At 72.6% G+C, this 26,288-nt stretch carries 27 protein-coding genes, 1 tRNA gene and 1 pseudogene; 11 read left to right on the top strand and 18 right to left on the bottom strand.

Features of this window, described 5'->3' with window-relative positions; translation table 11 throughout:
* Nucleotides 1-22: 22 nt before the first annotated feature.
* Entirely contained in the window at nucleotides 23-1,027 is a 1,005-nt protein-coding gene (locus tag ACFXAZ_RS23370; RefSeq protein WP_384594458.1) for an XdhC family protein, read from the bottom strand.
* Nucleotides 1,028-1,503: 476 nt separating this feature from the next.
* Here ACFXAZ_RS23370 and katG point away from each other — a divergent pair, with 476 nt between their 5' ends.
* The 3 genes from katG to ACFXAZ_RS23385 all read left to right on the top strand — a co-directional run bounded on the left by katG (nucleotide 1,504) and on the right by ACFXAZ_RS23385 (nucleotide 5,441).
* Nucleotides 1,504-3,717, top strand: a complete 2,214-nt coding sequence (katG, locus tag ACFXAZ_RS23375) for a catalase/peroxidase HPI (protein WP_384594461.1) — start codon at nucleotides 1,504-1,506, stop codon at nucleotides 3,715-3,717.
* A 143-nt stretch (nucleotides 3,718-3,860) separates the two neighbouring features.
* Complete coding sequence (locus ACFXAZ_RS23380; protein ID WP_384594464.1) at nucleotides 3,861-4,148, top strand: zinc-ribbon domain-containing protein; 288 nt, start codon at nucleotides 3,861-3,863, stop codon at nucleotides 4,146-4,148.
* A 117-nt stretch (nucleotides 4,149-4,265) separates the two neighbouring features.
* Nucleotides 4,266-5,441 (top strand): DUF418 domain-containing protein, encoded by a 1,176-nt coding sequence (locus tag ACFXAZ_RS23385; protein WP_384594467.1) that lies wholly within the window; start codon nucleotides 4,266-4,268, stop codon nucleotides 5,439-5,441.
* On the opposite strand, the gene ACFXAZ_RS23390 is transcribed toward ACFXAZ_RS23385, so the two are convergent.
* Both ACFXAZ_RS23390 and ACFXAZ_RS23395 read right to left on the bottom strand, forming a co-directional pair.
* The gene (locus ACFXAZ_RS23390) at nucleotides 5,362-5,907 is read right to left on the bottom strand and encodes a nuclear transport factor 2 family protein (protein ID WP_384594470.1); all 546 of its coding nucleotides are present in this window, start codon (nucleotides 5,905-5,907) and stop codon (nucleotides 5,362-5,364) included. The two genes, ACFXAZ_RS23385 and ACFXAZ_RS23390, sit on opposite strands and share 80 nt — an antisense overlap.
* 118 nt (nucleotides 5,908-6,025) lie before the next feature.
* Complete coding sequence (locus tag ACFXAZ_RS23395) at nucleotides 6,026-6,949, bottom strand: LysR family transcriptional regulator (RefSeq protein ID WP_384594473.1); 924 nt, start codon at nucleotides 6,947-6,949, stop codon at nucleotides 6,026-6,028.
* Between the two features lie 71 nt (nucleotides 6,950-7,020).
* Here ACFXAZ_RS23395 and ACFXAZ_RS23400 point away from each other — a divergent pair, with 71 nt between their 5' ends.
* Nucleotides 7,021-7,818 carry a helix-turn-helix transcriptional regulator gene (locus ACFXAZ_RS23400; RefSeq protein WP_384594476.1) on the top strand — a complete coding sequence of 266 codons (798 nt, stop codon included), beginning with the start codon at nucleotides 7,021-7,023 and terminating at the stop codon, nucleotides 7,816-7,818.
* Between the two features lie 91 nt (nucleotides 7,819-7,909).
* Here the strand turns inward: ACFXAZ_RS23400 and ACFXAZ_RS23405 are convergent, their stop codons facing one another.
* Complete coding sequence (locus ACFXAZ_RS23405; protein WP_384594479.1) at nucleotides 7,910-8,260, bottom strand: VOC family protein; 351 nt, start codon at nucleotides 8,258-8,260, stop codon at nucleotides 7,910-7,912.
* 159 nt (nucleotides 8,261-8,419) lie between these two features.
* Between ACFXAZ_RS23405 and ACFXAZ_RS23410 the strand changes: the two genes are divergently transcribed.
* Nucleotides 8,420-9,268 carry an SDR family NAD(P)-dependent oxidoreductase gene (locus ACFXAZ_RS23410; RefSeq protein ID WP_384594482.1) on the top strand — a complete coding sequence of 283 codons (849 nt, stop codon included), beginning with the start codon at nucleotides 8,420-8,422 and terminating at the stop codon, nucleotides 9,266-9,268.
* A gap of 76 nt (nucleotides 9,269-9,344) precedes the next feature.
* Nucleotides 9,345-10,022, top strand: a pseudogene (locus ACFXAZ_RS23415) (oxaloacetate decarboxylase); the annotation flags it as partial.
* On the opposite strand, the gene ACFXAZ_RS23420 reads toward ACFXAZ_RS23415, so the two are convergent.
* Nucleotides 10,022-10,204: a hypothetical protein gene (locus ACFXAZ_RS23420; protein WP_384594485.1), complete on the bottom strand. Its 183-nt coding sequence runs from the start codon at nucleotides 10,202-10,204 to the stop codon at nucleotides 10,022-10,024. The pseudogene ACFXAZ_RS23415 and the gene ACFXAZ_RS23420 overlap by 1 nt on opposite strands.
* A 56-nt stretch (nucleotides 10,205-10,260) precedes the next feature.
* Between ACFXAZ_RS23420 and ACFXAZ_RS23425 the strand changes: the two genes are divergently transcribed.
* Nucleotides 10,261-11,562, top strand: coding sequence for an amidohydrolase family protein (locus tag ACFXAZ_RS23425; RefSeq protein WP_384594488.1), 1,302 nt, complete (start codon nucleotides 10,261-10,263; stop codon nucleotides 11,560-11,562).
* Between the two features lie 103 nt (nucleotides 11,563-11,665).
* On the opposite strand, the gene ACFXAZ_RS23430 is transcribed toward ACFXAZ_RS23425, so the two are convergent.
* A tRNA-Pro gene (locus ACFXAZ_RS23430) sits at nucleotides 11,666-11,739 on the bottom strand.
* A 122-nt stretch (nucleotides 11,740-11,861) separates the two neighbouring features.
* Here ACFXAZ_RS23430 and ACFXAZ_RS23435 point away from each other — a divergent pair.
* On the top strand, nucleotides 11,862-12,563 hold the full coding sequence (locus ACFXAZ_RS23435; protein WP_384594491.1) for a transketolase: 702 nt from the start codon (nucleotides 11,862-11,864) through the stop codon (nucleotides 12,561-12,563).
* 73 nt (nucleotides 12,564-12,636) lie between these two features.
* Nucleotides 12,637-13,557, top strand: a complete 921-nt coding sequence (locus ACFXAZ_RS23440; RefSeq protein ID WP_384594494.1) for a transketolase family protein — start codon at nucleotides 12,637-12,639, stop codon at nucleotides 13,555-13,557.
* 21 nt (nucleotides 13,558-13,578) lie between these two features.
* Here ACFXAZ_RS23440 and ACFXAZ_RS23445 read toward each other — a convergent pair whose 3' ends face one another.
* From ACFXAZ_RS23445 to tdh, 7 genes are all read right to left on the bottom strand, one after another.
* The gene (locus tag ACFXAZ_RS23445) at nucleotides 13,579-14,883 is read right to left on the bottom strand and encodes an MFS transporter (RefSeq protein ID WP_384594497.1); all 1,305 of its coding nucleotides are present in this window, start codon (nucleotides 14,881-14,883) and stop codon (nucleotides 13,579-13,581) included.
* 163 nt (nucleotides 14,884-15,046) lie between these two features.
* Entirely contained in the window at nucleotides 15,047-15,406 is a 360-nt protein-coding gene (locus tag ACFXAZ_RS23450) for an MmcQ/YjbR family DNA-binding protein (protein WP_384594500.1), read from the bottom strand.
* 67 nt (nucleotides 15,407-15,473) lie between these two features.
* Nucleotides 15,474-16,112 carry a GNAT family N-acetyltransferase gene (locus ACFXAZ_RS23455; protein ID WP_384594503.1) on the bottom strand — a complete coding sequence of 213 codons (639 nt, stop codon included), beginning with the start codon at nucleotides 16,110-16,112 and terminating at the stop codon, nucleotides 15,474-15,476.
* The gene (locus tag ACFXAZ_RS23460) at nucleotides 16,109-16,678 is read right to left on the bottom strand and encodes a helix-turn-helix domain-containing protein (RefSeq protein ID WP_384594506.1); all 570 of its coding nucleotides are present in this window, start codon (nucleotides 16,676-16,678) and stop codon (nucleotides 16,109-16,111) included. The genes ACFXAZ_RS23455 and ACFXAZ_RS23460 overlap by 4 nt, the downstream gene beginning before the upstream one ends.
* Nucleotides 16,679-16,773: 95 nt before the next feature.
* Nucleotides 16,774-17,676 carry a LysR family transcriptional regulator gene (locus tag ACFXAZ_RS23465; RefSeq protein WP_384594509.1) on the bottom strand — a complete coding sequence of 301 codons (903 nt, stop codon included), beginning with the start codon at nucleotides 17,674-17,676 and terminating at the stop codon, nucleotides 16,774-16,776.
* Nucleotides 17,677-17,709: 33 nt separating this feature from the next.
* Nucleotides 17,710-18,903: a glycine C-acetyltransferase gene (locus ACFXAZ_RS23470; RefSeq protein ID WP_384594512.1), complete on the bottom strand. Its 1,194-nt coding sequence runs from the start codon at nucleotides 18,901-18,903 to the stop codon at nucleotides 17,710-17,712.
* A 203-nt stretch (nucleotides 18,904-19,106) separates the two neighbouring features.
* Nucleotides 19,107-20,135 carry an L-threonine 3-dehydrogenase gene (gene tdh, locus ACFXAZ_RS23475; RefSeq protein WP_384594515.1) on the bottom strand — a complete coding sequence of 343 codons (1,029 nt, stop codon included), beginning with the start codon at nucleotides 20,133-20,135 and terminating at the stop codon, nucleotides 19,107-19,109.
* 319 nt (nucleotides 20,136-20,454) lie between these two features.
* On the opposite strand from tdh, the gene ACFXAZ_RS23480 reads away from it, so the two are divergent.
* Together ACFXAZ_RS23480 and ACFXAZ_RS23485 are read left to right on the top strand one after the other, a co-directional pair.
* A complete protein-coding gene (locus tag ACFXAZ_RS23480; protein ID WP_384594518.1) occupies nucleotides 20,455-20,751 on the top strand; it encodes a muconolactone Delta-isomerase family protein in 297 nt (98 codons plus the stop codon).
* Nucleotides 20,752-20,873: 122 nt separating this feature from the next.
* Nucleotides 20,874-21,548, top strand: a complete 675-nt coding sequence (locus ACFXAZ_RS23485) for a GPP34 family phosphoprotein (RefSeq protein ID WP_384594521.1) — start codon at nucleotides 20,874-20,876, stop codon at nucleotides 21,546-21,548.
* 104 nt (nucleotides 21,549-21,652) lie between these two features.
* On the opposite strand, the gene ACFXAZ_RS23490 is transcribed toward ACFXAZ_RS23485, so the two are convergent.
* The 5 genes from ACFXAZ_RS23490 to ACFXAZ_RS23510 form a co-directional block, all read right to left on the bottom strand.
* Complete coding sequence (locus ACFXAZ_RS23490; protein ID WP_384594524.1) at nucleotides 21,653-22,231, bottom strand: GAF domain-containing protein; 579 nt, start codon at nucleotides 22,229-22,231, stop codon at nucleotides 21,653-21,655.
* A 73-nt stretch (nucleotides 22,232-22,304) separates the two neighbouring features.
* On the bottom strand, nucleotides 22,305-22,865 hold the full coding sequence (locus ACFXAZ_RS23495) for an ATP/GTP-binding protein (protein ID WP_384594564.1): 561 nt from the start codon (nucleotides 22,863-22,865) through the stop codon (nucleotides 22,305-22,307).
* Nucleotides 22,866-23,073: 208 nt separating this feature from the next.
* Nucleotides 23,074-23,445: a DUF742 domain-containing protein gene (locus tag ACFXAZ_RS23500; RefSeq protein ID WP_384594527.1), complete on the bottom strand. Its 372-nt coding sequence runs from the start codon at nucleotides 23,443-23,445 to the stop codon at nucleotides 23,074-23,076.
* Nucleotides 23,446-23,447: 2 nt separating this feature from the next.
* On the bottom strand, nucleotides 23,448-23,882 hold the full coding sequence (locus ACFXAZ_RS23505; protein ID WP_382686537.1) for a roadblock/LC7 domain-containing protein: 435 nt from the start codon (nucleotides 23,880-23,882) through the stop codon (nucleotides 23,448-23,450).
* Nucleotides 23,883-23,969: 87 nt separating this feature from the next.
* The gene (locus ACFXAZ_RS23510; protein ID WP_384594530.1) at nucleotides 23,970-25,991 is read right to left on the bottom strand and encodes an ATP-binding protein; all 2,022 of its coding nucleotides are present in this window, start codon (nucleotides 25,989-25,991) and stop codon (nucleotides 23,970-23,972) included.
* Between the last annotated feature and the right edge of the window lie 297 nt (nucleotides 25,992-26,288).

Below are 26,288 nucleotides of genomic sequence, written 5' to 3' on the forward strand. Positions count from 1 at the left end.
CACACGCCTCGCCCAGCCGCCGTCACGCTCCCCGCAGGGCGCCCAGCACCTCCGCGCAGATGGCGAGGGCCGTCTCCGCCGGGGTGCCCGCGCCCAGGTCGAGGCCGATCGGGCCGTGCACCCGGGTGAGCAGTTCGTCGCTCACCCCGGCCTCCCGGAGCGCGGCGGTGCGGCGGGCCTGGGTGCGGCGGGAGCCCAGCGCGCCGACGTAGGGCACGCCGGTGCCCAGCGCGTGGCGCAGGGCGGGGACATCGACGTCGGGCTCATGGCTGAGGACGATCAGACAGGCGGCGCCCGGCCGTTCGGCGATCAGTTTCCGCACGTCCTGCGCGGTGTGCGCCCCGCTCACCCGCCAGTCCAGCAGCGCGGCCTGCGCGGTGAGCAGTTCGGCCAGTTCACCGCCCCCGGCGATGATCAGATGCGGGACGGCCGGGCACGCCTCGATCAGCACCGGCCCGCCCTCGGCGGCGAACGTCTCCCGTCCGGCGCGACGGCGGTGCAGCAGCCGACGGGCCTGGCGGACGGCGTCGGGTGAGGGTCCGCCGCCACCTTCGTCGCCCTCGTCACCGTCGTATCCGTCGTAGCCGACGAGCGGGCCGGGTTCCCCCGCCGCGACCACCGTGCTATCGGCCCGGGTGCGTGTCCCGCTCAGCCGGGTGACGAGGGCGGCGTCCGCCCCCTCGGCCAGCAGCTGCCACCAGCGCGCGGGGACGGCGGTCAGCGGCTGGAGCAGCACCTCCGCCTGTCCGCCGCAGGTCAGCCGGGCCTCGGCGACCCGCTCGCCGTGCACCTCTACCGCGCACACGCGCGCGTCGCCGCCCTCGGCGAGCAGCGCGGTGGCCTCCTGGGCGAGCCGCGCGTCGCACGCGCCCCGGTAGAGCGCCCCGTACGGGATTCCCGCCGCGTCGATCAGGAGCGCGTCGGACGGGCGGCGGGGCCCGAAGCCCTGTTCGGTCAGCGGCCGGGCGAGCACCCCGGCCCGTCCCTCGGTGGCCCATCGCCGAGCGGTCTCGGCCAACTCGCGCATGTTCACGCCCCTTCTCGCCGTCCGGCGGGCAGTCTGGTGCCCTGGACTCTAGCGACCTGGGGATATCCCCCGTTTCGTTGACGAACTGGTCAAAGAGCGACAAATATCGCCGACCTATGGATTACCGATTCGCCCAGGTCACGCCCGGTCGGACCAAGATTCTCTGGACGACGTACAAAGCTTGAATAACTTCTTTTCTTGAACCCTTCGCGTCTGAGCGGATAGGTTGGGCGTCGTGACCGCAGCCCAGCCCCCGACACCCGCCGAGGAGCTGCGCGGAACCGGCCCCATGGGGAGGCCGTCCCGCGGCACCGGCATCGGGGGGGGGGGGGGGGGGGGCGGCGCCCCCCCCCCCCCCCGGGCCCGCCGCCCCCCCCCCCCCCCCGCCCCCGGCCGCCCCCCCCCCGGCCGGTCCGCCCTCGACCGTTCCGTCAGCAGTTCCTGAGCACCGATCAAGCAAGTTCGGAAGGATTCCCATGGCTGAGAACCCCGATGCGATCGTCACCGACCCGAAGGCGGAGGGCGCGGGCGGCTGCCCCGTCGCCCACGGTCGTGCCGCGCACCCCACCCAGGGCGGCGGCAACCGTCAGTGGTGGCCGGAGCGGCTCAATCTGAAGATCCTTGCCAAGAACCCGCCCGTGGCGAACCCGCTGGGCGAGGAGTTCGACTACGCGGCGGCGTTCCGGTCCCTGGACCTGGCGGCCGTGAAGCAGGACATCGCCGAGGTGCTGACGACGTCGCAGGACTGGTGGCCGGCCGACTTCGGCAACTACGGGCCGCTGATGATCCGGATGGCCTGGCACAGCGCCGGTACGTACCGGATCAGTGACGGCCGCGGTGGCGCGGGCGCCGGTCAGCAGCGGTTCGCGCCGCTGAACAGCTGGCCGGACAACGCCAGCCTGGACAAGGCCCGCCGTCTGCTGTGGCCGGTGAAGAAGAAGTACGGCCAGTCGCTGTCCTGGGCCGACCTGATGGTCCTGACCGGCAATGTCGCCCTGGAGACCATGGGCTTCGAGACGTTCGGCTTCGGCGGTGGCCGCGCGGACGTCTGGGAGGCCGAGGAGGACGTCTACTGGGGCCCCGAGACCACCTGGCTCGACGACCAGCGCTACACGGGCGACCGTGAGCTGGAGAACCCGCTCGGCGCGGTCCAGATGGGCCTCATCTACGTCAACCCGGAGGGCCCCAACGGCAACCCGGACCCGATCGCCGCCGCCCGTGACATCCGGGAGACGTTCCGCCGGATGGCGATGAACGACGAGGAGACCGTCGCCCTCATCGCCGGTGGCCACACCTTCGGCAAGACCCACGGCGCGGGTCCGGCGGACGCCGTCGGCGCCGACCCCGAGGCCGCCCCGATCGAGCAGCAGGGCCTGGGCTGGAAAAGCACCTACGGCACGGGCGTCGGCAAGGACGCGATCACCTCGGGCCTGGAGGTCACCTGGACCACCACGCCGACCCAGTGGAGCAACGGGTTCTTCAAGAACCTGTTCGAGTACGACTACGAGCTGACGCAGAGCCCGGCGGGCGCCAACCAGTGGGTCGCCAAGGACGCCCCGGAGATCGTCCCGGACGCGTTCGACGCGGACAAGAAGCACCGCCCGACGATGCTCACCACGGACCTCTCGCTCAAGTTCGACCCGATCTACGAGCCGATCTCCCGCCGGTTCTACGAGAACCCGGCCGAGTTCGCCGACGCCTTCGCGCGTGCCTGGTACAAGCTGACCCACCGTGACATGGGCCCGAAGTCGCTGTACCTCGGCCCGGAGGTCCCGGCGGAGACGCTGCTGTGGCAGGACCCGCTGCCCGCCGCCGAGGGCACGGCCCTCGACGCCGCCGATGTGACGGCGCTCAAGGCCAAGATCCTCGACTCGGGTCTCAGTGTCTCGCAGCTGGTCGGCGCCGCCTGGGCGTCCGCGGCCACCTTCCGTGGCAGCGACAAGCGCGGTGGCGCCAACGGTGCCCGGATCCGCCTGGAGCCGCAGCGCGGCTGGGAGGTCAACAACCCGGACGACCTGGCCCAGGTGCTGCGCGCCCTGGAGAGCGTCCAGGCCGAGTTCAACTCCGGCGCCAAGAAGGTCTCGCTGGCCGACCTGATCGTCCTCGGTGGCTCCGCGGCCGTGGAGAAGGCGGCCAAGGACGGCGGCGTCGAGGTCGAGGTGCCGTTCTCGCCGGGCCGGGTCGACGCGACCGAGGAGCACACGGACGCCGAGTCGTTCGCCGCGCTGGAGCCGGCGTACGACGGCTTCCGCAACTACCTCGGCAAGGGCAACCGGCTGCCGGCCGAGTACCTGCTGCTGGACCGCGCCAACCTGCTCACGCTGAGCGCGCCGGAGACGACCGTGCTGGTCGGCGGCCTGCGCGTGCTGGGCGCCAACCAGGGCGGCGCCCAGCTCGGTGTGCTCACCGAGACGCCGGGCACGCTGACGAACGACTTCTTCGTCAACCTGCTCGACCTGAACACCAGTTGGTCGTCCACGTCCGAGGACCAGACCACGTTCGAGGCGCGTGACGCCTCCGGCGCGGTCAAGTGGACCGGCACCCGTGCCGACCTGGTCTTCGGCTCCAACTCCGAGCTGCGCGCCCTCGCGGAGGTCTACGCGAGCGACGACGCGAAGGAGAAGTTCGTGACGGACTTCGTCGCGGCCTGGGCCAAGGTCATGGACCTGGACCGGTTCGACCTGCGCTGATCTTCGACCTGCGCTGATCGTTGCATCGCCCTTGTCCGGGCCGGCTCCGCGAGGGGCCGGCCCGGACGCCTTCGTCCCGGTGGGAACGGAGGGCGGGGCTCGGGAGTTCTCAGAGCGGAGACCGGCACGGGAGGGCATCAGACATGATCATTTTTGGTACCAAGGGGTATCTGTACCAGCTCGCGATCCTCACGCTGGTCTGCGGACGCTGCGGCAACCCGGCGGCCCACACCCTGCGCAAGCACGTCACGAAGTTCTCCCTCTTCTTCATCCCCTTGTTCCCGGTGTCGACGAAGTACACGACCCAGTGCACGTTCTGCGGGGCCGAGGAGCGGGTCACCAAGGAGGCCGCGGATCACCTGCTGACGCAGTCGGCGGCCGGTCAGGGCCCCCACATATCGGCTCAGCCGCAGCAGCAGTACCGCCCCTGACCTGCGGGCGGGGGTCCCCCGGTCCGAGGCGGGCCACCCCGGCTGCATCGAAGGATGCAGTGCCCTTTCCTCCATACGCAGGAAGAACGCGGCCCGGTCGCCGGGGACGCTGGTGTCATGTCCGAGAGCATGCGCGCGTCCCTGGCCGCACCGCCCGTCGGCGGGCCTCCCGGGGGCCGAATACCTCTCCTCGACGTCCTGAGAGGCGTGGCGATCCTCGGCACGCTGATGACCAACGTCTGGATCTTCGCCACGCCGGGCTCGGAGTGGGCGTTCCTCCAGGGTGTGCCGATGGCGGACCCGTTCGAGGAGCCCGCCGAGGCGCTGTTCCGGTTCCTCGCGGACGGCAAGTTCCTGGCGATGCTGACGGTCCTGTTCGGGGTCGGGCTGGCGATCCAGTACGACAGCGCGAAACGCCGGGGTACCGCGTGGCCGCGCGGCTACCGGCCCCGGGCGCTGTTCCTCCTCTTCGAGGGCACCGTGCACTTCGTCCTGGTCTTCGGCTTCGATGTGCTGATGGGCTACGCGCTCACCGCGCTGCTGGCGGCCCGGCTGCTGGTGCGGTCCGAGCGCGGGCGCCGGGTGATCATGTGGATGTCGGTGGGCCTGCATCTGGCCCTCATGACGCTGATCACCCTCGCGCTGCTGGCCGACCCGTCCGACGGCCCGCGTGGCGTGTCCGCCGGGACCGTCGATGTCTACGCGCACGGAAGCTGGCTCGACCAGATCACCTTCCGGCTGGAGAACGCGCTCGCGCTGCGCATGGAGCCGGTCATCTCCTTCGGTCTGCTGCTCTTCCTCTTCCTGCTGGGCGTACGGCTGTACCGGGCGGGCGCCTTCGCCGCGAGCGACCACGGACGTCTGCTGCGCTCGCGTCTGGCCCGCTGGGGCCTGGGCCTGGGCCTCCCCCTCAACGCGGCCGTCTCTCTGGGCGGCGGGGACCTCTTCTTCCTGGGCCGCTATGTGGCCGCGCCCCTGGTCGCCCTCGGCTACCTGGGCCTGATCGGCGTCCTGGTCGATCGCGCCCGGCTGCCGGGCGCCGCGACACGCGGCCTCAGCGCGGTCGGCCGTACGGCACTGACCTGCTACGTCCTCCAGAACGTACTGGCGATGCTGGCCTGTTACGGCATCGGGCTCGGCCTGGCGGAGACCTTCGCGGACAGCGGGCCGTGGTGGGTGATCGGCCTGTGGGCGGTGATCTGCGGTCTGCTCATCACCTTCGCCACGGTGTGGCTGCGCCGCTTCTCGCAGGGGCCGCTGGAGTCGGTGCAGCGGTGGGTGCTGCGGCGCTGAGGGGAGCGGACAGGGGGTTTGTCGAGGGTGCGTGCATGGCGTCACGGGGCAGGCGGGAATTGTCAGACACTCCCTGGGCCACGGGCTCGGTGAGGCCGCCCAGGAACTCGCGGTACTCCACGATGCGGCCCCGTGCGTCGACGCGGTGCAGGACCGTGGTGAGGAGGCCGGTGCAGGGCTTGCCGCGCAGGATCCCTTCGCCGCGGTTGCAGGACACGACCCAGGGGCCGTCGTGGAGGCGGAGGTTCTCGCCGGTCGTGGTGAGGCGGCTCGTCTCGAACATCGCGCGCCAGCGGTCCCGGTGTTCGACGGCCTCGGCGCCGGTCCAGCGGCCGGTGAGGGGCGGGGAGGGGAACTCGAAGACGACCTCATCGGCGTACAGGGCGATGTACTCGTCCCAGGCCCCGTCGGTCCAGGCCCTGCCGAACGCTTCGACGACGGCGTCCAGTTCTGCCTCGCGGTCCATGGCTGCTCTCCGTTGCTCGCGCGGGGCGGGGTCCCCGTACGTACCGACGAGGCTAGTCAGGGGGTGGGGGTGGGGAGCGCCGTGAAGGGGGTGGTGTCGGCACCAGGCATGGGCGTCATCAGAGTGCTGTGTCCGTGGCGCGGGCCGCGGTGCGCAGGGCGTCGGCGACCCGGGACACGGCGTCGTCCGGTGGGGTGGGCAGCCGGGCGAGGAGGAGCCGGCGCTGTTCCTGGGCGCCGCCGCGGACGGGACGGATGGCAACACCGTCGGGGGCGGCCGGGGCGAGGGAGGCGGGGACGGTCGTCAGTCCGCAGCCGGCGGCGACCAGGTGCAGCTTGGCCAGCCAGTCGCGGGCGGTGTGGGCGATGACGGGCCGTTCGTCGAGTCCGGGCCAGACCCCCATCAGCCGGTCCTCGCCGGCGGCGGGCCCGGCGATCCAGCGCTGTCCGCGCAGGTCGGCGATGTCGACGTAGGCACCGCGGGCCAGCGGATGGGACGCGGGCAGCGCGAGGCACAGGCTGCGCTCGGTGAGCGTCTCGGTCACCAGTGAGGGGGACTCGGCGTCCAGCGGGCGATACGGCGGGGTGGAGCTGAGCAGGGCGAGGTCGATGCCGCCGGAGCGCAGGGCGCGGACGAGTGCGGGGGTGCTGCCCTCGCGGGAGGTGACGGTGATCGCCGGGTGGGAGGCGCGCAGGGCGGTGAGGGCGCGGGGCAGCAGCACGGCCCCGGAGTTGGGCGGCCAGCCCACCCGTACGGTGCCGGCCCGGTCGGGCAGGCCGGACAGTTCCCGGGCGGTGCGGTCGATCTCGTCGAGCACGGTGGTGGCCCGGCGCAGCACCAGGTGCCCGGCGGGGGTCAGGCGCACGCCCTCGCGGCGCCGGTCGAGCAGCGTCGTCCCGGCGGCGCGCTCCAGGGAGGCCATCTGGCGGGAGACCGCGGACTGGGTGTAGCCGAGGGAGACCGCGGCGGCGGTGAAGGTGCCCTGCTCGGCGACCGCCCGGAAGACCCGGAGGGCGGTGAGGGAGACGTCCCGGAAGTCCATGACATTCACGCATATCACGTGTGCCGAAGTCTCGCTGGTGTCATGGATGGGGGGCTCCTACGGTGGTCGGTGTGACCGCTTTCCTGTCCGACCTGATCCAGCGTGCCGAACTCGGCTCCTTTCTGCGGGCCCGGCGGGAGGCGACCGATCCCCGGTCGGCCGGGTTCCGGCCGGGGCCCAGGCGCCGCACCCCCGGGCTGCGGCGCGAGGAACTCGCGCAGCTCTCCGGGCTGAGCGTCACCTGGTACACCTGGATCGAGCAGGGCCGTGACATCAGCGTCAGCCGGCAGGTCATCGAGAGCCTGGCCCGTGCCCTGCGGCTGGCGCCCGCGGAGCGTGCCCATCTCCTCACCCTGGCGGGCCTCGCCCTGCCGCCCGCCGCGCCGGGCTCCCGGACGGTCGACCCGCTGCTGCGCCGACTGGTCCAGGAGCTGCACCCCAGGCCCGCGTACGTGATGAACCCGTGGTGGGATCTGCTGACGTACAACGACGGTTACGCCGAACTGCTCGGCGGGCTGGACCGGCGGCCCGAGGGGGAGCGCAACGTCCTGTGGATCACCTTCGTCGAGTCGCGCGGCTCGGGGCTCTTCGTGGACTGGGCGGGCGAGGCACGGTCGCTGGTCGGCCAGTTCCGGGCGACGCCGGCGCGGTACCCGGACGATCCGCGCGGCACCGAGCTGCTGCATTCGCTTCAGCGGGCGTCCGGTGTCTTCCGTGAATGGTGGGACGCGCAGACGGTCAGCGGGTTCACTTCGTCCCGCAAGGAATTGCGGCACCCCCGGGACGGCCGGATCGACCTGGATTATCTAAGACTCGCCGATGCCCAGAACGAGCAGCAGTCCTTGATAATCTTTCTGCCGGGGAATTGACCGTTCCCGAGGTTTGACTGGCGTCCTACGAATTGCCAGGGGTCCTGCGAATCGACAGTGACCGGTCCCGCGAATTGAGGTGGGCCGTCCGTCACCCGGCCTGAAAACATTCGAAGACATTTCCGTCCCGGTCGCGCACGATGGTCCGGCGCCCGCCCGCCGCGTCCACCGGTCCGTCGATCACCGCGCCGCCCTCGGCGACAAAGGCGTCGACGGCCGCGGTGAGGTCGTTGACGTGCAGTGTGGCCTCGCGGTGGAACTTCTCCAGCGTCTCCGTGTCGCCCTCGATCAGCAGGATCGGGCCGACGACGGCCGGCCGCAGTCCGGGAAAGTCGAGCACGGGCGCGTCCGTGACGCCGGTGATCCGCTGGTAAAGGGGCAGCGCGTTCTTGATGTCGGTGACTTCGACACGCGCCGAGATCGATTCGATGAGGTTGCTCATGAATCTCACGGTAGAAATCCCCGTACCCACTTTCAATGCCTTGTCCGGGTGGCGGTACCACCAGCGTCATCGGCACCCGATCCAGAAATGACAAGCGTCTCGTTCTTGGCGCACTCTGGATTCCGGAAGCGGAATTGCGAAAGTATCGAGGAGGCACTCATGCCGAACGAACCGCGCGTCGCCCTGGTCACCGGAGCCACCCAGGGTCTCGGCCTGGCGCTGGTGAAGGCGCTCGCCCAGCGGCTGGAGGGCGCCGACGTCGTGTACGCGACGGGGCGCGACCAGGACCGGCTCCGCGAGGTCACGACCGCGCTCGACGGCACCGGCGCCCAGGTGCGGGCGGAGCACTTCGACGTGGCCGACCCCGAGCGCGCCGAGGAGCTGGCGGCCACGCTCGCCGACCGCCACGGCGGTGTCGACATCGTCTTCAACAACGCCGTCATGCGGGTTGGCCCCGGCGACGACCCACGGGCGGTCGTGGGCCCGTACACCGAGGTCAACAACTTCGGTACGACACGGGTGCTGCGGGCGTTCGCCCCCCGGCTGCGCAAGGGTGGCCGGCTGATCGTGGTCGCGAGCGCGCTGGGCACGCTCGCGTATCTCGCGCCGGTGCTGCACAGCCGGTTCGACGACCCGGCGACGCTGGACGACGTGGACCGCGAGGTCGCCGGGTGGCGGGACGCGGTGCGCGACGGCAGCGCGTTCAGCGGGCCCTGGCCGGCGTTCGTCAACATCCCGTCCAAGATCGGGCAGGTCGCGGCCGTACGGACACTGGCCCGGCGGCGGCGGGCGTCGGACCTGTCCCGCGATGTGCTCCTCGCCTCGGTGTGCCCCGGGATGATGAACACCCCCACCTCGCGGGAGTGGTGGGACGTCAGCGCCGCCCCGACCCCGGACGAGGCGGCCGTACCTCTGCTCGACCTGGTGCTGAAGCCGGTCCGCCCCGACCAGTACGGGGAGTTGCTGCGCGACGGCGAGGTACTGCCGTGGCACCCGGCCGCCGGCTGACGATCCACAGCGGCTTCCTCCACCGCCGAGGGGCCCGCTTGCCCATCCCGCGAGAAGAAGGACCCTCATGTCCCTCATGTCCCCCACCCTCGACCAACTGATCCGGTCCCACTCCCCGCTCATCGTCCCCAGCGTCCACGGCGGCATCTCGGCCCTCCTGATCCGCGAGGCCGGCTTCCAGGCGGCGTACGCGGGCAGTTACGCCACCGGCGCCACCAGGTACGGGCTGCCCGACATCGGATACATCGGCCTGGAGGACATGGCCGACCAGGTACGCCGGCTGGTCCCCCTCCTGGACGTGCCGGTCATCGTCGACGGCGAGGGCGGCTGGGGCAATCCGCTGCATGTCGCCCACGCCGTACGGGTCCTGGAGCGGGCCGGGGCCGCCGCCACGCACATCGAGGACCATGTCTTCGGCAAGCACCTCAAGGCGGACCCGGTGCTGGAGAGCGTCCGGGGGACGACCGACAAGATCAAGGCGGCCGTGGACGCCCGCGCGTCCGAGGACTTCCTGATCATCGGCCGCACCGACGCGTCCAAGCGCGGCACCGCCTCCGCCGACGGCCCGGCCGCGGCCGTCGAGCGGATGCTGGCCTATCAGGAGGCGGGCGCCGACGGCCTGTTCATCGCCGGGCGCCTGGACGAGCGGCACTGGCGGCTGCTCAGGTCCGAGGCCCGGGTGCCGGTCTACACCGTGGACCTCCCGGGCCGTACGGCGGCGGAGGTCGGGGCGTGGGGCGCGGACGTCGTGCTCTACCGGGCGCTGGGCCCGTTCGCGGCGGCGCAGGCCATGCGGCGCGCGTTCCGGACGCTGGCCCGGGAGGGGTCGACCACCACGATCGAGGCGGAGCTGGGCACCATGCCGGACTTCGACGAGTTCCTCGGCATCGCACAGGCCCGGGAGGAGGCCCGCCGATACGGACTCCTGGACTGCATCACCGCCCCCTCCCTCCCCCTGCCCTTTCCGCTCCTCGCGACAGACAGGCGGCGCCATGCCTCCCACCTGCTTCCACCACGCCCGGGTCATCACGGGCGACGGCCGTACCGTCGTCCAGGACGCGGGCATCCTCGTCGACGCCGACGGCCTGATCAGCGCGATCGGACCCCGTACGGCACTGCGGGTCCCGGCCGGCGCCCGCCGGGTCGATCTGGGCGGCCGGACCGTCATGCCGACGATCATCAATCCGCACGGTCACCTCGGCTATCTCCGCGACGCCACGGTGTCCAAGGACAACCACTCGCGCGCGAACGTCCTGGATCACCTGCACCGCCTGGCGTACTACGGCGTCAGCGTCTTCCAGCCCCTCGGCACCGACCGCGACGACGTGGAGATCACTCTGCGCGACACCCAGCGCTCCGGCCCGCCGGCCGACCCGGGGCTGCCGTCGCTGTTCACGGCCGGCACCGGCCTGGTCGCGCCCACGCCCGGCGAGATCAACGGCGGCCCCTACTTCGCGACGGACGTCGTGCACGAGGTGGCCGTCCCCGCCGGGGCCCGCGCCACCGTACGGGCCCTCGCCCGCAAGCGGCCGGACGCGATCAAGTTCTGGGTGGACGACCGCCGGGGCACCCGGAACAAGCCGGCCCCCGAGGTGTACGCGGCGATCATCGAGGAGGCCCACCGGCTCGGCTTTCTCGCCGTCGCGCGCATCTTCGAACTGGACGACGCCAAGGGCGTACTGCGCGCCGGGGTGGACGGCATCGCCCATATGGTCCGCTCCCCCGGCCCCGACGCCGAGCTGATCGAACTGCTCCAGGGCGACACCGTGTTCGCGTGCACGTCGATGGGCATCCAGCGCACGGCGTACGACGACAGCGGCTGGCTGGACGAGCCCGCGGTGGCCGAGACGGTGTCCGCCGCGGCTCGGGCGGAGGTCCGGGCCCGTATCGCCGCGCTCTCCCCGGCCGACGTGGCCGCCGCCGAGGCGTCGTACGCGGTCCTGGAGGAAGGGTTGCGGGCCTATGTCGCGGGCGGGGTGCGGGTGCTGCTGTCGGCGGACACGGGCGCGCGCACCCAGTTCTTCGGCATCGCCGAGCATCGGGAGGTGGAGTCCATGGTGCGGGCCGGGATGCCCGTCCTCCAGGCGATCCGCTCGGCGACGGAGCTGCCCGCCGAGGTGCTCGGCCTGCCCGACCGCGGCACCCTCGCCCCCGGCAAGCGGGCCGACCTGCTGGTCCTGGACGCCGACCCACGGGACGACATCGCCCACACCCGCGCGATCTCGGCGGTCTACTTCGCGGGCCGCGCGCTGGACCGGGCACGGCTGCGCGAACGCTGGACGGACGGGACGTAGACCGGACGGGATGTACAGCAGGCACAAACGCATGGGATGCACAGCGGGCGCAAACGCAGAAGAAGCCCTCACCGGCTCTCGCCGATGAGGGCTTCTCGCACCGTCGGGACGACAGGATTTGAACCTGCGACCCCTTGACCCCCAGTCAAGTGCGCTACCAAGCTGCGCCACGTCCCGGTGCCGTCTGACCTGGGGGTTTCCCTGGCCGAACGCGCACAGAAACCATACCGCACTCCGCCGGGTGGTCGCGCACCCGTTTCCTTGACCTGAACTTCGGTTGAGGTTGCACCATCGTCCGTATGACGATCACCGAACCGCGCGAGCGCTCCTTCGGCTACGACGACCTGCCCGCGCTGATGAGCCGGATGACCGGCGACGAGAAGCACGGACCGGCCGCGACCTCCACGCTGGACGTGCTGTGGGTGCTCTACGACCGGGTGCTGCGGGTGAGCCCCGAGCGCAGGGCCGATCCCGGGCGGGACCGGTTCCTGCTGTCCAAGGGGCACGGGCCGATGGCGTACTACGCGGTCCTGGCCGCCAAGGGGTTCGTGCCGGTCGAGTGGCTCTCCGGTTTCGGCTCCTACGACTCCCCGCTCGGACACCATCCCGACCGCACCCTGGTGCCCGGCGTGGAGATCGGCAGCGGTTCGCTGGGGCACGGGCTGCCGATCGCCGTGGGCACGGCGCTGGGGCTGCGCGCCCAGGGGCTCCCCGGCCCGGCGGTGTGGACGCTGACCGGGGACGCCGAGCTGGACGAGGGCAGCAATCACGAGGCCATCGCGTACGCCGGTCCGGCCGGCCTGGAGCGGCTGCACACGGTCGTGGTCGACAACTCCTCCGCCACCTACGCCCGGCCCGGCGGGATCGCCGCCCGCTTCGAGGCCGCGGGCTGGTCCGCCCGCACGGTCGACGGCCGTGATCACCGGGCGCTGTACGACGCCTTCACCGCACCGCACCCCGGCCGCCCGCACGTCGTCGTGGCCCGCGTCGAAGCCAGGTAGTTCCCGTCCGTCCGAGACCTCCCCCACCACTACCCCACAGCTACCCCACAGCTACGAAAGGCACCTACCCACCATGGACACCATGCGTGACCGTTTCGCCCCGACCATGGCGCGGCTGCTCGACGAGGATCCGCGGGTCGCGGTGGTCCTCGCCGAGATCGGCGTGGCCGCGTTCGACGAGGTGACGTCGCGGCATCCGGACCGGGTGATCAACGTCGGGATCCGAGAGCAGTTGCTCATCGGTGCCGGGGCCGGGCTGGCGCTGACCGGGCTGCGGCCGGTGATCCACACCTTCGCCAGCTTCCTCGTGGAGCGGCCCTTCGAACAGGTCAAGCTGGATCTCGGTCATCAGGACGTGGGCGCGGTGCTGGTGAGCGCCGCCGCGTCCTTCGACTGGCCCGCGGGCGGCTACACCCATATGGCGCCCGGCGATGTCGCCGTCCTGGACACGCTCGACGGCTGGACCGTCCATGTGCCGGGGCACCCGGACGAGGCCGAGACCCTGCTCCGGCACGCCGTCGCCGCGGGCGACGACAAGGTGTACGTCCGGCTGTCGGACCAGTCGAACGCGGAGCCGCTCCCGGTCGACGGCGCCGGATTCCACACCGTCCGCGAGGGCCGCTCCGGCGTGGTCGTCGCCGTCGGGCCGACCCTGGACGCCGTGCTCACCGCGACCGAGGGCCTCGATGTCACGGTCCTGTACGCCACGACCGTACGGCCCTTCGACTCGGCCGCCCTGCGGGCCGCCACCGAGGGTGCCGGAACCGATGTCGTCCTGGTCGAGCCCTACCTCGCGGGCACCTCCACCGCCGTCGCCAACGACGCCCTCACCGATGTCCCGCACCGTGTCCTCGGCCTCGGCGTGGGCCGCCGGGAGCTGCGCCGCTACGGCACCGCCGAGGAGCATGTCGCCGCGCACGGGCTGGACGCCGGGTCGCTGCGGGAGCGGATCAGCGGGTTCCTGGCGGGGGCGCGGGTGGCGGTCACCTTGTGACCCCTCCCGAGCAGGGAGCCGTCAGCTCGGCTGCCGGTCGCGCTCCTCCCGTATCGCCGGGGCGCCCGCGCCCACCGGTGGGGCGTCCACCCGTACCAGATTGCGGACCGCCGGTATCGCGAGCAGGGCGATGACGACGACGACGCTGGTCACGGCGGCGACCATGAGGACGCCTCCGGCGCCCAGACCGGCGGCGGCCGGACCGGCGAGGGCCTGGCCGACCGGCATCATGGCGAGGGAGCCCGCCACGTCGTAGGCATGGATCCGGTTGAGGACGTCCGGCTGGACCTGGGTCTGGACGCTGGTCGCCCACATCACGCTCCAGAACGCCATCCCGGCCCCGGCCACCGCCGCGCCCGCCGCCATCGCGGGGATACCCATGCCGAGCCCGACCGTCGCCGGGAACCCGGCGAAGCCGAGCAGGCTGATCGCGCCCGCGCGCAGCATCCGGCGCGGCCGGATCCGCAGGGCGAGCAGTCCGCCGACGACGGTTCCGGCCCCGAGCGCGGAGTTGACCAGGCCGTACGCCCCGGCGCCGTGCTCGCCCACGACCTCGGTCGCCACCAGCGGGGTGGTCGGGCCCCAGACGGCGATCATGTACAGGCACCAGACGAGGATCACGGCCCAGAGCCAGGTGCGGGAGCGGAACTCCCGCCAGCCCTCGACCAGATCGGCCCGGAAGGTGCTCTTCGCCCGGCCGTGCGCCGTGTGGCGCGTGCCGTACGCCGGTTTCGGCAGCCGCAGGAGCAGCAGGCACAGCGCGCTGATCGCGTAGGTGGCCGCGTGGGCGACGAACACCCCGCCGGGGTCGGTGAGTCCGACCAGGACACCCGCGGCGGCGGGTCCGGCGAGCTGGGCCGCGGACTCGGCGATGCGTATCGCGCCGTTGGCGCCCTGGACATCGCCGGCCAGCCGGGGGACCGTGCTGGCCACGCCGGGCTGGAAGACGGCGCCCGCCACGCCGTTGACCACGCCGATCGCGCAGATCTCCCAGAGCACCACATGCCCGGAGAAGAACAGCACGGCCGTCAGGGCCTGGGTGACCAGGCGCACCAGGTCGGCGCCGATCATCAGCCCCCGGGTGCCGAACCGGTCGGCGATCACCCCGCCGAAGACGACGAGCGCGGCGAAGGAGGCGGCCGTCGACGCCATCGCGAGGCCCACCGCGCCCGCCCCGTACCCGTGCTGGAGCAGTCCGGCGGCCAGGGCCACCGGCAGCATGGTGTCGCCGAGCCGGGCGACCGCGCGGGCGACGAAGAACAGGCCGAAGTCCCGTGACCAGACCGGGGGCGTCTTCCCCTCCCGCGCCCCGGCACCCGCCCCCATGAGGCTTCCCGCTCCTGTCCCCATCCCCGCTCCCGCTGGACCGTCCCCCGTCGACGGCGTCGACCTCCCGGACATCGCGCGCACACCCCTCCCCGGCTGATCCGCCGATCCCCACCACTGGTCTCCGGATGATGCCACGGGGCACTGACAACGCCCCGGCGCGTCACGTCCCGGCGGGCGTCCCCAACCGCGGGTGGGCGTCCAGGAGTCGGGTCGGGGCGGCCTGGCGCCAGGAGTCGGCGAGGATGTCCGTCAGCTCGTCCTCGCCCTCCAGCGCGGCCAGCCGGACCCGCACCCAGGCGAACTGCGCCTCGTGCCCGGCGATCCAGAACTTCTCCGGTTCGGCGAGGACCAGTTCGTCGCGCTCCTCCTTGGGGCAGCGCACGGCGATGGAGGTCTCGTCCTCGGGCAGCGTGGCGAACATCTTGCCCGCGACCCGGAAGGTGGGCATGCTCCAGGCGATCTTCTCCGTCGTCTCCGGCAGCGACAGGGCGATTCGGCGTACGGTTTCGGCATCCGGCATGACAGGCACGGTAACCGCTGCCACTGACAATGGCCCGATGCGCCGGGGTGTCCCGTGACGGGACGGCTCAGGGGTGCGCGTGCGGGCCCAGCCGCTTGTAGTAGATCGACGTCGGCCGTGGCACGCCCTGGGGGTCGGCCGCGTAGTCGGGGATCGCGCCGATCCGGGTCCAGCCCGCCGAGCCGTACAGCCGCTCGGCCCCGCTGTCCGTCTCGGTGTCCAGGTGCAGCAGCGTGACGCCGGACGCGGCGGCGGCCTCCTCGGCGGTGGTCAGGAGCCGGCGGCCGAGGCCCCGCCCGCGTGCGTCGCGGTGGACCATCAGCTTGACCAGTTCGGCGCGGTGACGGCTGTTGGGCTTGCCGGGGAAGGCGAGACTCACGGTACCGACGACCCGGCCCGCCGCCCGGGCCACTTCCCGGGCCACCTGGTCATCCGTCTCCCGGCCCAGCACCCGATCCGCCCCCGCGTCCCCGTCTCGCTCTCCCTCTGGCTCTCCCTCTGCGCCCGTCTCCGTCGCGACCCACACCGCCCGCCGCCCCTCGGCCACCCCCGCCGCCCACTCCCCCCACCACGCGAGCGCCTCCGCCCGTTCGAGGGGGGCGAGGAAGCCGACCGACGCGCCGTCGCCGACCGTGTCGACCAGCAGGTCCGCCAAGTCGTCCGCCAGGGAGCCGAGCCGGGCGGCGTCCACGCGCGTGATCCTCATGGCAGCACCACCGCCAGCACATACCGCGCGTCCCCCGGCCCCGGGCACCGGAACCGCGTCGCCCCCCACACCCGCAGCCGCAGACAGTCCCCCGCCTCCAGCAGATACCCGGCGTCCTCCGCCGTGATCTCCACCCTGCCCTCCAGGAGCCAGATGTGCTGTTCCAGGCCGGGCACGGGCGGCCGGTCATAGGCGATGTCGGCGCCGGGCGTCAGCCGTCCCTCGACCAGTTCACCGCGCAGCCCCGGATGCGGCGGCGACACGGACCGGCGTACGAAACCGGACGCGCGGTCCTCCCACACGGGCTGGTCGGCGGCGCGCAGCAGCGGCGCGGGGGCGGCGGCCTCCACCTCGCCGAGCAGCCGGGACATGGTCCGGCCGTAGACATGGCAGAGGCGGTTGAGGGTGGCGGCGGTGGGGCTGATCTCGGCACGTTCGGCGCGGGAGAGGGTGGAGCGGCTCACTCCGGTGCGCTCGGCGAGGTCGTCCAGCGACCAGCCGCGCTCGGCGCGGAGTTCGGCGAGACGGGTGGCCAGCCGGGCGTCCACGGGATCGTCGTCTCTCATATGTCGCCCCCTACATTGCCTCTCACATTCGGGATGATATCCCAGATGTGAGACAGAGGGAGACGGTCATACGAGGCGACCGGACAGCCGCGCGCTCACACCGGCGCCGCCTCCCCCAGTGCCGCCAGGACCGGGCGGATCAGCGGGTGTTCCTCGGCGCCACGGCGTACGGCGGCGAAGACCCGGCGGGTCGGGGCGACCCCGTCGACCGGGCGGACGACCACGCCGGTGAGGTCCATGCCGTGCAGCGCGGAGCGCGGTACGAGGGCGACGCCGAGCCCGGCGGAGGCGAGGGCGACGACCGCGCGGAAGTCGTCGGAGGAGTGTTCAAGGCGGGGCTGGAAGCCCGCGTTCTCGCAGGCGAGGACGACCACGTCATGGCAGGGATTTCCGGGGTAGGGGCCGATCCACGGGTCCTTGGCCAGCTCGGCCAGCGGCACCACCGCCGCGTCGGCGAGCCGGTGGGCGATGGGCACGACCGCGTCGAACGGCTCGGCGTACAGCGGCACCGGGGACAGCCGGGGGTCGTCGGCGGGCGGCGCTCCCCGGTACTCGACGGCCACGGCGACATCGATCTGCCGGTCGAGGACCATCGCGAGGCTGGCGTCGCCCTCGGCGTCCCGGACCCGGATGCGGATGCCGGGCGCGGTCGCGGCGAGCCTCGCCACGGCCGGGGCGACGACGAGGGCGATGCCGGTGGCGAAGGAGGCGACGGTGACCGTGCCGGCCGCGCCGGAGCTGTAGGCGGCCAGCTCCGCCTCGGCCCGCTCCAACTGGGCGAGCACGGCGTGGGTGTGGCCCAGCAGGATCTCGCCGGCCGGGGTGAGCCGTACGCCCTTGGCGCCGCGCTCCACCAAGCGGTGGCCGGTCTCCTGCTCCAGGGCGGTGAGCTGCTGGGAGACGGCCGAGGGGGTGAGGTAGAGCGCGGCGGCTGCCGCGGTGACCGTGCGGTGGTCGGCCACCGCGCGCAGGATGTGGAGCCGCCGTGCCTCGATCATGGGCCCATTGTCGTCCCAGGGCGTCGGCCCTGGTCAGACGGCCAGTTCCGCGCGGGCCGCGACGAACGCGTCCACGGCCCGGTGCACGTCCTGCGGGGAGTGCGCGGCGGACAGCTGGACCCGGATACGGGCCTGGCCCTGGGGGACGACGGGGTAGGAGAAGCCGACGACGTACACCCCGCGTTCCAGCAGCAGTTCGGCCATCCGGCCCGCCTCGGCCGCGTCGCCGATCATGACGGGCGCGATGGGGTGGTCGCCGGGGAGGATGTCGAAGCCCTCCTCGGTCATCCGGGCGCGGAACAGCGCGGTGTTCGCCCTGAGCCGCTCCCGCAGGTCCCCCGCCGACTCCAGCAGGTCGAGGACCTTGAGGGAGGCGGCGGCGATCACCGGGGCGAGGGTGTTGGAGAAGAGGTACGGGCGCGAGCGCTGGCGCAGCAGGGCGACGATCTCGGCGCGGGCGGCGACATAGCCGCCGGAGGCGCCGCCGAGGGCCTTGCCGAGGGTGCCGGTGATGATGTCGACGCGGTCCATGACGCCGTGCAGTTCGGGGGTGCCGCGTCCGCCGGGGCCGACGAAGCCGACGGCGTGCGAGTCGTCGACCATGACCATGGCGTCGTGGCGGTCGGCGAGGTCGCAGATCTCGGCGAGGGGGGCGACGTACCCGTCCATGGAGAAGACGCCGTCGGTGACGATGAGCCTGCGGCGGGCGTCGGAGGCGTCCTTGAGCTGCTGCTCCAGGTCGGCGAGGTCGCGGTTGGCGTAGCGCAGGCGGCGGGCCTTGGACAGCCGGACGCCGTCGATGATGGAGGCGTGGTTGAGGGCGTCGGAGATCACCGCGTCCTCGGGGCCGAGCAGCGTCTCGAAGACTCCGCCGTTGGCGTCGAAGCAGGAGGAGTACAGGATCGTGTCCTCCTGGCCGAGGAACGCCGACAGCCGGGCCTCCAACTCCTTGTGCACCTCCTGCGTACCGCAGATGAAGCGGACGGAGGCCATGCCGTAGCCCCAGCGGTCCAGCGCCTGGTGGGCGGCGGCGAGCACCTCGGGGTGGTCGGCGAGCCCGAGGTAGTTGTTGGCGCAGAAGTTGAGGACGTCGCCGGGGCGCCCGCCCGCGCTCACCGTGACGGTCGCGGACTGCGGACCGGCAAGGACCCGCTCGGGCTTGTGCAGCCCGGCGGCCCGGATGTCGTCGAGGGTGGCGCGCAGATCGTCGCGCACGGATTCGAACATCGTGGAAGCTCCTCAGGGATGACGCGGTCAGGTGGATACGGGGTGACGCCTGAATACGGGGTGATGCCTGGACACGGGGTGACGCCTGGACACGGGGTGATGCCTGGACCGGTGGCGACGCCGGGACACGTGGCGACGCCGGGACACGTGGCGACGCCTGGAGGTGTCGTAGCGCCTGGACGTGTGGTGACGCCAGTGCCCGCTTACGTGGTCCAGTCCAGGATGACCTTGCCGCCCGTGCCACCGGCGGCATCCTCGAAGGCCGTCTCGAAGTCGCGGTAGCCGTAGCGGCCGGTGATCACGGGGGCGAGGTCGAGGCCGCCTTCGAGCAGCACCGACATGGCGTACCAGGTCTCGAACATCTCGCGGCCGTAGATGCCCTTGATCGTGATCATCGAGGTGACGATCCGGGCCCAGTCGACGGGGAACTCCTCGGCGGGCAGCCCCAGCATGGCGATCCGGCCGCCGTGGGTCAGATTGCCGATGATGTCGCGCAGCGCCTCGGGGCGGCCGGACATCTCCAGGCCGACGTCGAAGCCCTCGCGCAGTCCGAGGGTGCGCTGGCCGTCGGCGACGGTCTCGGCGGAGACGTTCAGCGCGAGGCTCACCCCGATCTTCCGGGCCAGCTCCAGGCGCTCCTCGCTGACGTCGGTGATCATGACGTGCCGGGCGCCCGCGTGCCGGGCGACGGCGGCGGCCATCAGGCCGATCGGCCCGGCGCCGGTGATCAGCACGTCCTCCCCGACCAGCGGGAACGACAGCGCGGTGTGCACGGCGTTGCCGAACGGGTCGAAGATCGCGGCGATGTCGAGGTCGACGGGGACCCGGTGCACCCACACATTGCCCGCGGGCAGGGCGACGTACTCGGCGAAGGCGCCGTCGCGACCGACGCCCAGTCCGACGGTGGCCCGGCACAGATGACGCCGCCCGGCCAGGCAGTTACGGCATTTGCCGCACACCAGATGGCCCTCGCCGCTCACCCGGTCGCCCACGTCGATGTCGGTGACGTCCCGGCCGGTGGCGACGACCTCGCCGACGAACTCGTGTCCGACGACCAGCGGGGTACGGATCGTCTGCCGGGCCCAGCCGTCCCAGGACCGGATGTGCAGATCGGTGCCGCAGATGCCGGTGCGCAGCACCTTGATGAGGACATCGCCGGGCCCGACGGCCGGCTCGGGCACGTCGGCGAGCCACAGACCGGGCTCCGCCTTCTCCTTGACCAGCGCCTTCACGCTACGGCTCCAGGGGTTCGGGTACCGGGCGCGGGCATGCCGAAGCGGCCCGGACCGGGGAGGGAGGGTGGATTCCGGTAGCAATCTGCCCCATGGGAGCGCCCCGGTCCATCGAGGATTTCTTAAGCGGCACCCCAGCTTTGCTACAGGCCCGTGGACAGGGAGGCCGCGGCGACGCGCCTGGCCCTGCCCCACGTACACCCGAGGCGGCGGCCCCGATACGTCACCCGGCGCAGTCCCGGGTGCGCCGCCCCGGGCCGGCTGGGAGGCTCGGCGTCCGGCGGCGGGACGGATTCCGCCCGACATGAAAGAGCCCCCTATGCGTGAGTTTCTGGTCCAGATCACCACCAAGGTGCCCGACGGCACCCCGCGCGAGGAGGTCGCCGTGCTCCGTGCCGCCGAGACGGAACGCTCGGCGGAACTGGCCGCCTCCGGCCATCTGTGGCGGCTGTGGCGCCCCGAGGGCGAGCGCCGCAGCATCGGCATCTGGTGCGCCGACGACGAAGCGGACCTGCACGCGCGCGTGCTGGACACGCTCCCGCTGCGGCCCTGGATGACCGTCTCCGTCACCCCCCTCGAACCGCACCCGAGCGACCCGGGCCACGCGGGGAAGTGACCGATGAGATCCACGACATGCGCGTAGAGAGCCCCGCGACTGCCGTACGACGGCCAGAATCGAGGGACGTCACCGGCCGCCGCGGTCGGTGACCCACTCGGCCGACCGACCAGGAGCCGCCCATGAACACCGCCCGGGACCTCGCGATCGTCGCCCTGGACTCGGCGCCCGAACGCCCGCTGGAGCAGGGCGATCTGTCGCTGGCGCTGGCCGGGGCCGAACTGCTCGACCTCGCCGACGCGGGCGCGCTCTCTCTGGACGGCGACGACATCGTCCCCGGCACGGCGTCCCGCACGGGTGACCGTCTGCTGGACGGAGCCGCCGGGCTGCTGGTGCGGGAGCGGCCGTACGAGTCGGTCGAGGACTGGCTGTGGCGACGGGGGCGGGAACTGGCCGCCGCCTACACGGCCGACCTGGAGAAGGACGGGCTCACGGCCCGTCCGCGCGGGCGCCGGATTCCGCTCAGGGCCACCCGCGCGGAGCTGGTGGACTCACCGGAGCGTGGTCGGGCCCGCGAGCGGCTCGCCTCCGGCGATCCCGTACTCACCGCGCTCGCCGCTGCCGCCGGGGTCGGCGAGTTCGGGGAGGCGGGGGAGTTCGGCGGGGACGTGGATGCGGACCCGTCCGAGGATGCCGGGAAGGCGACCGCCAAATCTCTCACCGACGAATCCTTCACCGATGAGTCCCTCACTGCCGTTCTCGCCGCCGTCGGGGGTGCGGTGATGGAGCTGGAGGCCGTACGCCAGCGCCGGGCCATCGAGGACGCGGCGTTCGACAATGTGTGGCGCGGGTGGTGAGCCGTTGAGGACGGGGCGGGAGCGGGCAGAGACCGGGCGGGCTGAGTGACCCGCCATCAAGGCACGCCGTACCCCCAGGCCCCCCGCCCCTCCCGCCCGCCCCCTCACAACGCCGGGAATCCGTCCGCCTCCCGGCGTTCCAGGCGGGCGGCGAGTTCCGCGGCGGCTGCCTTGATGGTCTCCAGGCCCGGCCGTCCCCAGGGGCGGGGCGTGACGTCGGAGACGGACACGGTGCCCAGCACCATGCCCAGGGTGTCGATCATCGGCGCGCCCAGATAGGAGCGGACGCCGAACTCGTCGACGACCGGATTGCCCGCGAACCGCGGATAGTCGCGGACGTCGTCGAGTGCCAGCGCCCGGCGCCGCGCCACCACGTGGGTGCAGAAGCCGTGCTCGCGCGGCAGGAAGCGGCCGATCTCGGGCCGGGTGCCGTCCTCCCGGACCACCGGCACCGGGTCCGCCATGTGCAGCCCGGCGAAGAACTGCCCGTTCCCGGCCAGGAAGTTGACCATCGCGTACGGCGCCCCGGTGTGCTCGGCGAGGCGGGTCGCGAAGGCGTCGAGGGCGGGTTCGGGGCGTTCCCCGAGGCCCAGCCCGCGCAGTCGGCGGACGCGGGCGGGTGCGTCCTTGTCCTCGGGCGTGAGCAGCAGACGACCGGCCGGGCGGGGCGGGTCGTAGCTCATCGTCCGCCTCCCTCGCTGTGGGCGCTTGGCATGTGCGGCTCCGATGGGTGGGGTGGTACGGGCGGCGGGGCCGTCACCGGTGCGCGCCATGGCTCGGCGTGGGGTCCGGGGAGTGGGCGATCAGATGACGGACGAGGGTGAGCAGGGTCTGGACCCCGGACGCGGAGATCCGGGCGTCACAGCGCACGACGGGGATTCGCGGGTCCAGGTCGAGCGCGGCGCGCACCTCCTCGGGGTCGTAGCGGTGGCCACCGTCGAACTCGTTGACGGCGACGATGAATCCGAGGCCGCGCTCCTCGAAGAAGTCGACGGCGGCGAAGCACTCGGCGAGCCGCCGGGTGTCGACCATGACGACCGCGCCGAGGGCGCCCTCGGACAGCTCGTCCCACATGAACCAGAACCGTTCCTGTCCGGGGGTGCCGAACAGATACAGCACATGGTCGGGATCGAGGGTGATCCGGCCGAAGTCCATGGCGACGGTCGTCTCGACCTTGTTCTCGACGCCGTCGAGACTGTCGGTCTCCTCGCTGACGGCGGTGAGCAGTTCCTCGGTGCTGAGCGGCGCGATCTCGCTGACCGCGCCGACGAAGGTGGTCTTGCCGACGCCGAAGCCGCCGGCGACCAGGATCTTCAGCGCGGTCGGGAACGGATCCGAGTCGCCCCCTTCGTCGTCGTCCGCCCGGCCACCGTGACGGTGGTCGTCGTGGCGGCGGTGGTCGTGACCTTGGTCGGCACGGTCGAGATGACCGCGGTCGTCGTGGCGGTGGTCGTGGTGACCGCGGTCGGTCACGGAGTCGTACCCGTGCGGTGCGAGGTCATGGCGGGCCGCGCCGGTGGCGGGGTCAGAGCTGTCGTCGTAGTCCATCGAGCACTGCCTCCAGAAGGGCCCGGTCTGTGGGGTTGTGGTGGAACACGGGGGGCTTGGTGGTGAGCGCCCCGCAGTCGAGGAGGTCGGACAGCAGCACCTTGGTGACCACCGCCGGCAGCTTCAGTTGGGCTGCCACCTCGGCGACCGAGACAGGTGCCCGGCACAGGTGGAGCACCTGGGCCTGTTCCGGGCCGAGATAGCCGAGGGGGGTCGCCCCGGTGGCCATCAGCTGCGACATCAGATCCAGTGCGACGGAGGGGCGGGTGCGGCCGTTGCTGACGGTGAACGGCCGCACCAGCCGCCCCGCCGCGTCGTCGAGCCAGGGCCCGTCGCCGGCCGCCGCCACGCTCAAGACCTCATCGCCGTGGGTTCGACGGCGTGCTGCCGGGGCGCGGTCACCAGATAGGGGCGGACGCTCTTGACGAGCATGGCCATCTCGTAGCCGAGCACCGCCGCGTCGGCCTCGCGGCCGGCCATGACGGCGAGACAGGTGCCGGAGCCGGCCTTGGTGACGAACAGCAGATTCGCGTCGAGTTCCACGACGACCTGCCGTACGTCGCCGCCGTCGCCGAAGCGGACGCCGGCGCTGCGGCCGAGGGAGTACAGCCCGGAGGCCAGGGCGGCCATGTGGTCGGCGCTGTCGTGGTCGAGGCCGTGGACGGATTTGACGAGTCCGTCGCTGGAGAGGAGAACCGCGCTGCTGGTGTGCGGTACGCGCTGCACGAGGCCGCTCATCAGCCAGTCGAGATCGGATACCTGGCTGGTCTGCGCATCGCTCGCCATGGTGGATCGACTCCTTGGGGTACGAAGGTCTGCGGGAGCGGTGGGGGCGGGGGTGAAACGGGTGGTGCGGGGGGGTACGGGTGGTACTCATCCGGCGGGAGCGCTCCCGTCCTGCCGGAGGGGGTGGTCGTGGGCCGGGTCGCGGGGGGTGGGGGTCATGGACAGCGGGGCCGGCGGGGTCGGGCCGGTGTGGGGCGCGGTACCACGGGACGGCAGCGGCGCCACCGGGGGCAGCGGGGCCGGGGGCGTGGCCCTCGGGTCCTGTGGGTGGAGCGGCCCGTCGGGGTCCGGTCCGCCGCCCTGCTGGGCCTCGGCGAGGGTGACCCCGCGCTGGTAGGCGGCCATCAGGCCGGGGTCGTGCCCGGCGGTGGACTCGGGCTCCTCGCGCGGGCCGGGACGTTCGCGCAGCTGGGGTACGAGGTGCTGCTGGGCCCGGCGCCGGGGCAGCTGGGGCTTGCCCTGGGTGCCGCGCACGGCTCCGGCGCGCGGGGTGAGGGGCCTGGTCGCGTGCGACTCGATCAGCGACCGCTCGTCGGGCCGGATCCCGGGGACGGCCTCGGCCGGGGTGGACCGTGCCGCCCGGGCCTCACGCACGGGCAGCGGAGCGACGGCCCCGTCCCGGGCGACCTCCCGGGCGACCGGAACACTCCCGGTGCCGTACGCACCCGTCTCGTGGGCGACCGGCCCGCTCCCCGTCCCGTACGCCGCCGGAACACCCCCCGTGTCGTACGGGGCCGGAACACCGCCCGTCGCGTACGACACCGGCATGCCCCCGGTGTCGTACGCGACGGGCATGCCTCCCGTGTCGTACGCGCCGGTGTGTCCGGCGTGCGGATGGGCCTGGGCGGGCTGCTGGGGCGGGCCCGCGCCGTCGTGGGTCAGGGCGGGCTGCCCGGCGGTGGGCGCGGCGCCGAGCAGGGCCTGGGGTACGACCAGGACGGCCTGGACACCCCCGTAGATATTGGTCTGGAGCCGTACCGTGATGCCGTGCCGCCGGGCCAGTTGGGAGACGACGAACAGGCCGATGCGGCCGTCGGCCAGCAGGCTGGCGACATTGACCTGGTCGGGGTCGGCCAGCAGGGCGTTCATCTTCTGCTGTTCCTCGACGGGCATGCCGAGGCCCCGGTCCTCGACCTCGACGGCGAGCCCGGACGTGACGAGGCCGGCACGCAGCAGGACCTGGGTGTGCGGGGCGGAGAACACCGTGGCGTTCTCGACGAGTTCGGCGAGCAGATGGATGACATCGGCGACGGCGTGGCCGCGCAGGGTGCCCTCGACGGGGGGCACCAGTTTGACCCGGGAGTACTGCTCGACCTCGGCGATGGCGGAGCGCAGCACCTCGGTCATGGGGACCGGGTTGCTCCACTGACGGCGGGAGACGGCGCCGCCGAGGACGGCGAGGTTCTCGGCGTGGCGGCGGATCCGGGTGGCGAGGTGGTCGACGTGGAAGAGGCCCTTGAGGAGTTCGGGGTCCTCCAGTTCGTTCTCCAGGTCGTCGAGGATCGCGATCTCGCGGTGCACCAGGGACTGGAGGCGGCGGGCGAGATTGACGAAGACCTCCAGCTTCTGTTCGCTGCCGGTCCGGCTGGAGAGCTGGGCTGCCTGGAGGACACAGGCGACGGCGCTGTCGTGGGTGCTCGCGAGATCGGCGGCGAGCAGTTCGAAGTCGTCGGCGTCGGCGGGCGGGGTGCCGCGGGTCCTGCGGCGGGGCGGCTGCTCGCCGCGGCGCAGCGCCTCGACCAGGGCGCGCAGTTCGGCTTCGCGCCGGGTGCTGCCGCGGCGCAGCACGTCGACGCGGTCGTGGACGGACCGGGCGGCCCGGCGGGCGGCGACAGCGGCGACCGCGACGGCGGCGAAGGTCACCGAGAGCGCGGCGGCGAGCACGGCCAGCAGGGTGGGGCCCAGCGGTGCGGCGGTGGCTCGGACGGTGAAGATGACGGCGGCGCCGGCGCCGAGGGCGACCGCGACGGGGGGCAGCACGGCCAGGCGCATCAGTTGCGGCTGTATGTGGGCCTCGGGCAGCGAGGGCGTGGTGCGGGCGACCGGCCGTCCGTGCCGGCCGCCTTCGCGGCGGTCTGCGCGTGCGGCCGGTGCGCGGAGGTGTGACATCGGTTCCCTCGTACTGGTCCGTCTGGTGGCGGACACTCACAGTAGTCGCCGATGTGTCCTGCGTGGTGGGCAGTTGACGAACTCCCCCGCAGACCATCCCGCTCTGGTATGAGGCATCGCACGGAAGATCGATAGGTCGGCCGGAGAGTGGGAGAAGAGTCGCCATCGGGCGATCAATGCTGGTCAATCGTGGTCATGAAACGACGGCGGGGGGCGCGGGGGTGCGGGACCCCCCCCCCCCCCCCCCGGGCGGTTTTGTATGGTTGACACAAGGGGAGTAATGGTTGTTGTGGAGAG

The sequence above is a fragment of the Streptomyces sp. NPDC059477 genome (genome assembly GCF_042749375.1).
GTDB lineage: Bacteria > Actinomycetota > Actinomycetes > Streptomycetales > Streptomycetaceae > Streptomyces.

What these genes read in the sequence shown, in the direction of transcription:
- ACFXAZ_RS23370 (WP_384594458.1), bottom strand. Translation starts at nt 1,027, where the DNA reads ATGCGCGAGTTGGCCGAGACCGCTCGGCGATGGGCCACCGAGGGACGG.
- katG (WP_384594461.1), top strand. Translation starts at nt 1,504, where the DNA reads ATGGCTGAGAACCCCGATGCGATCGTCACCGACCCGAAGGCGGAGGGC.
- ACFXAZ_RS23380 (WP_384594464.1), top strand. Translation starts at nt 3,861, where the DNA reads ATGATCATTTTTGGTACCAAGGGGTATCTGTACCAGCTCGCGATCCTC.
- ACFXAZ_RS23385 (WP_384594467.1), top strand. Translation starts at nt 4,266, where the DNA reads ATGTCCGAGAGCATGCGCGCGTCCCTGGCCGCACCGCCCGTCGGCGGG.
- ACFXAZ_RS23390 (WP_384594470.1), bottom strand. Translation starts at nt 5,907, where the DNA reads ATGGACCGCGAGGCAGAACTGGACGCCGTCGTCGAAGCGTTCGGCAGG.
- ACFXAZ_RS23395 (WP_384594473.1), bottom strand. Translation starts at nt 6,949, where the DNA reads ATGGACTTCCGGGACGTCTCCCTCACCGCCCTCCGGGTCTTCCGGGCG.
- ACFXAZ_RS23405 (WP_384594479.1), bottom strand. Translation starts at nt 8,260, where the DNA reads ATGAGCAACCTCATCGAATCGATCTCGGCGCGTGTCGAAGTCACCGAC.
- ACFXAZ_RS23410 (WP_384594482.1), top strand. Translation starts at nt 8,420, where the DNA reads ATGCCGAACGAACCGCGCGTCGCCCTGGTCACCGGAGCCACCCAGGGT.
- ACFXAZ_RS23420 (WP_384594485.1), bottom strand. Translation starts at nt 10,204, where the DNA reads ATGCAGTCCAGGAGTCCGTATCGGCGGGCCTCCTCCCGGGCCTGTGCG.
- ACFXAZ_RS23425 (WP_384594488.1), top strand. Translation starts at nt 10,261, where the DNA reads ATGCCTCCCACCTGCTTCCACCACGCCCGGGTCATCACGGGCGACGGC.
- ACFXAZ_RS23435 (WP_384594491.1), top strand. Translation starts at nt 11,862, where the DNA reads ATGACGATCACCGAACCGCGCGAGCGCTCCTTCGGCTACGACGACCTG.
- ACFXAZ_RS23440 (WP_384594494.1), top strand. Translation starts at nt 12,637, where the DNA reads ATGGACACCATGCGTGACCGTTTCGCCCCGACCATGGCGCGGCTGCTC.
- ACFXAZ_RS23445 (WP_384594497.1), bottom strand. Translation starts at nt 14,883, where the DNA reads ATGGGGGCGGGTGCCGGGGCGCGGGAGGGGAAGACGCCCCCGGTCTGG.
- ACFXAZ_RS23450 (WP_384594500.1), bottom strand. Translation starts at nt 15,406, where the DNA reads ATGCCGGATGCCGAAACCGTACGCCGAATCGCCCTGTCGCTGCCGGAG.
- ACFXAZ_RS23455 (WP_384594503.1), bottom strand. Translation starts at nt 16,112, where the DNA reads ATGAGGATCACGCGCGTGGACGCCGCCCGGCTCGGCTCCCTGGCGGAC.
- ACFXAZ_RS23460 (WP_384594506.1), bottom strand. Translation starts at nt 16,678, where the DNA reads ATGAGAGACGACGATCCCGTGGACGCCCGGCTGGCCACCCGTCTCGCC.
- ACFXAZ_RS23465 (WP_384594509.1), bottom strand. Translation starts at nt 17,676, where the DNA reads ATGATCGAGGCACGGCGGCTCCACATCCTGCGCGCGGTGGCCGACCAC.
- ACFXAZ_RS23470 (WP_384594512.1), bottom strand. Translation starts at nt 18,903, where the DNA reads ATGTTCGAATCCGTGCGCGACGATCTGCGCGCCACCCTCGACGACATC.
- ACFXAZ_RS23480 (WP_384594518.1), top strand. Translation starts at nt 20,455, where the DNA reads ATGCGTGAGTTTCTGGTCCAGATCACCACCAAGGTGCCCGACGGCACC.
- ACFXAZ_RS23485 (WP_384594521.1), top strand. Translation starts at nt 20,874, where the DNA reads ATGAACACCGCCCGGGACCTCGCGATCGTCGCCCTGGACTCGGCGCCC.
- ACFXAZ_RS23490 (WP_384594524.1), bottom strand. Translation starts at nt 22,231, where the DNA reads ATGAGCTACGACCCGCCCCGCCCGGCCGGTCGTCTGCTGCTCACGCCC.
- ACFXAZ_RS23505 (WP_382686537.1), bottom strand. Translation starts at nt 23,882, where the DNA reads ATGGCGAGCGATGCGCAGACCAGCCAGGTATCCGATCTCGACTGGCTG.
- ACFXAZ_RS23510 (WP_384594530.1), bottom strand. Translation starts at nt 25,991, where the DNA reads ATGTCACACCTCCGCGCACCGGCCGCACGCGCAGACCGCCGCGAAGGC.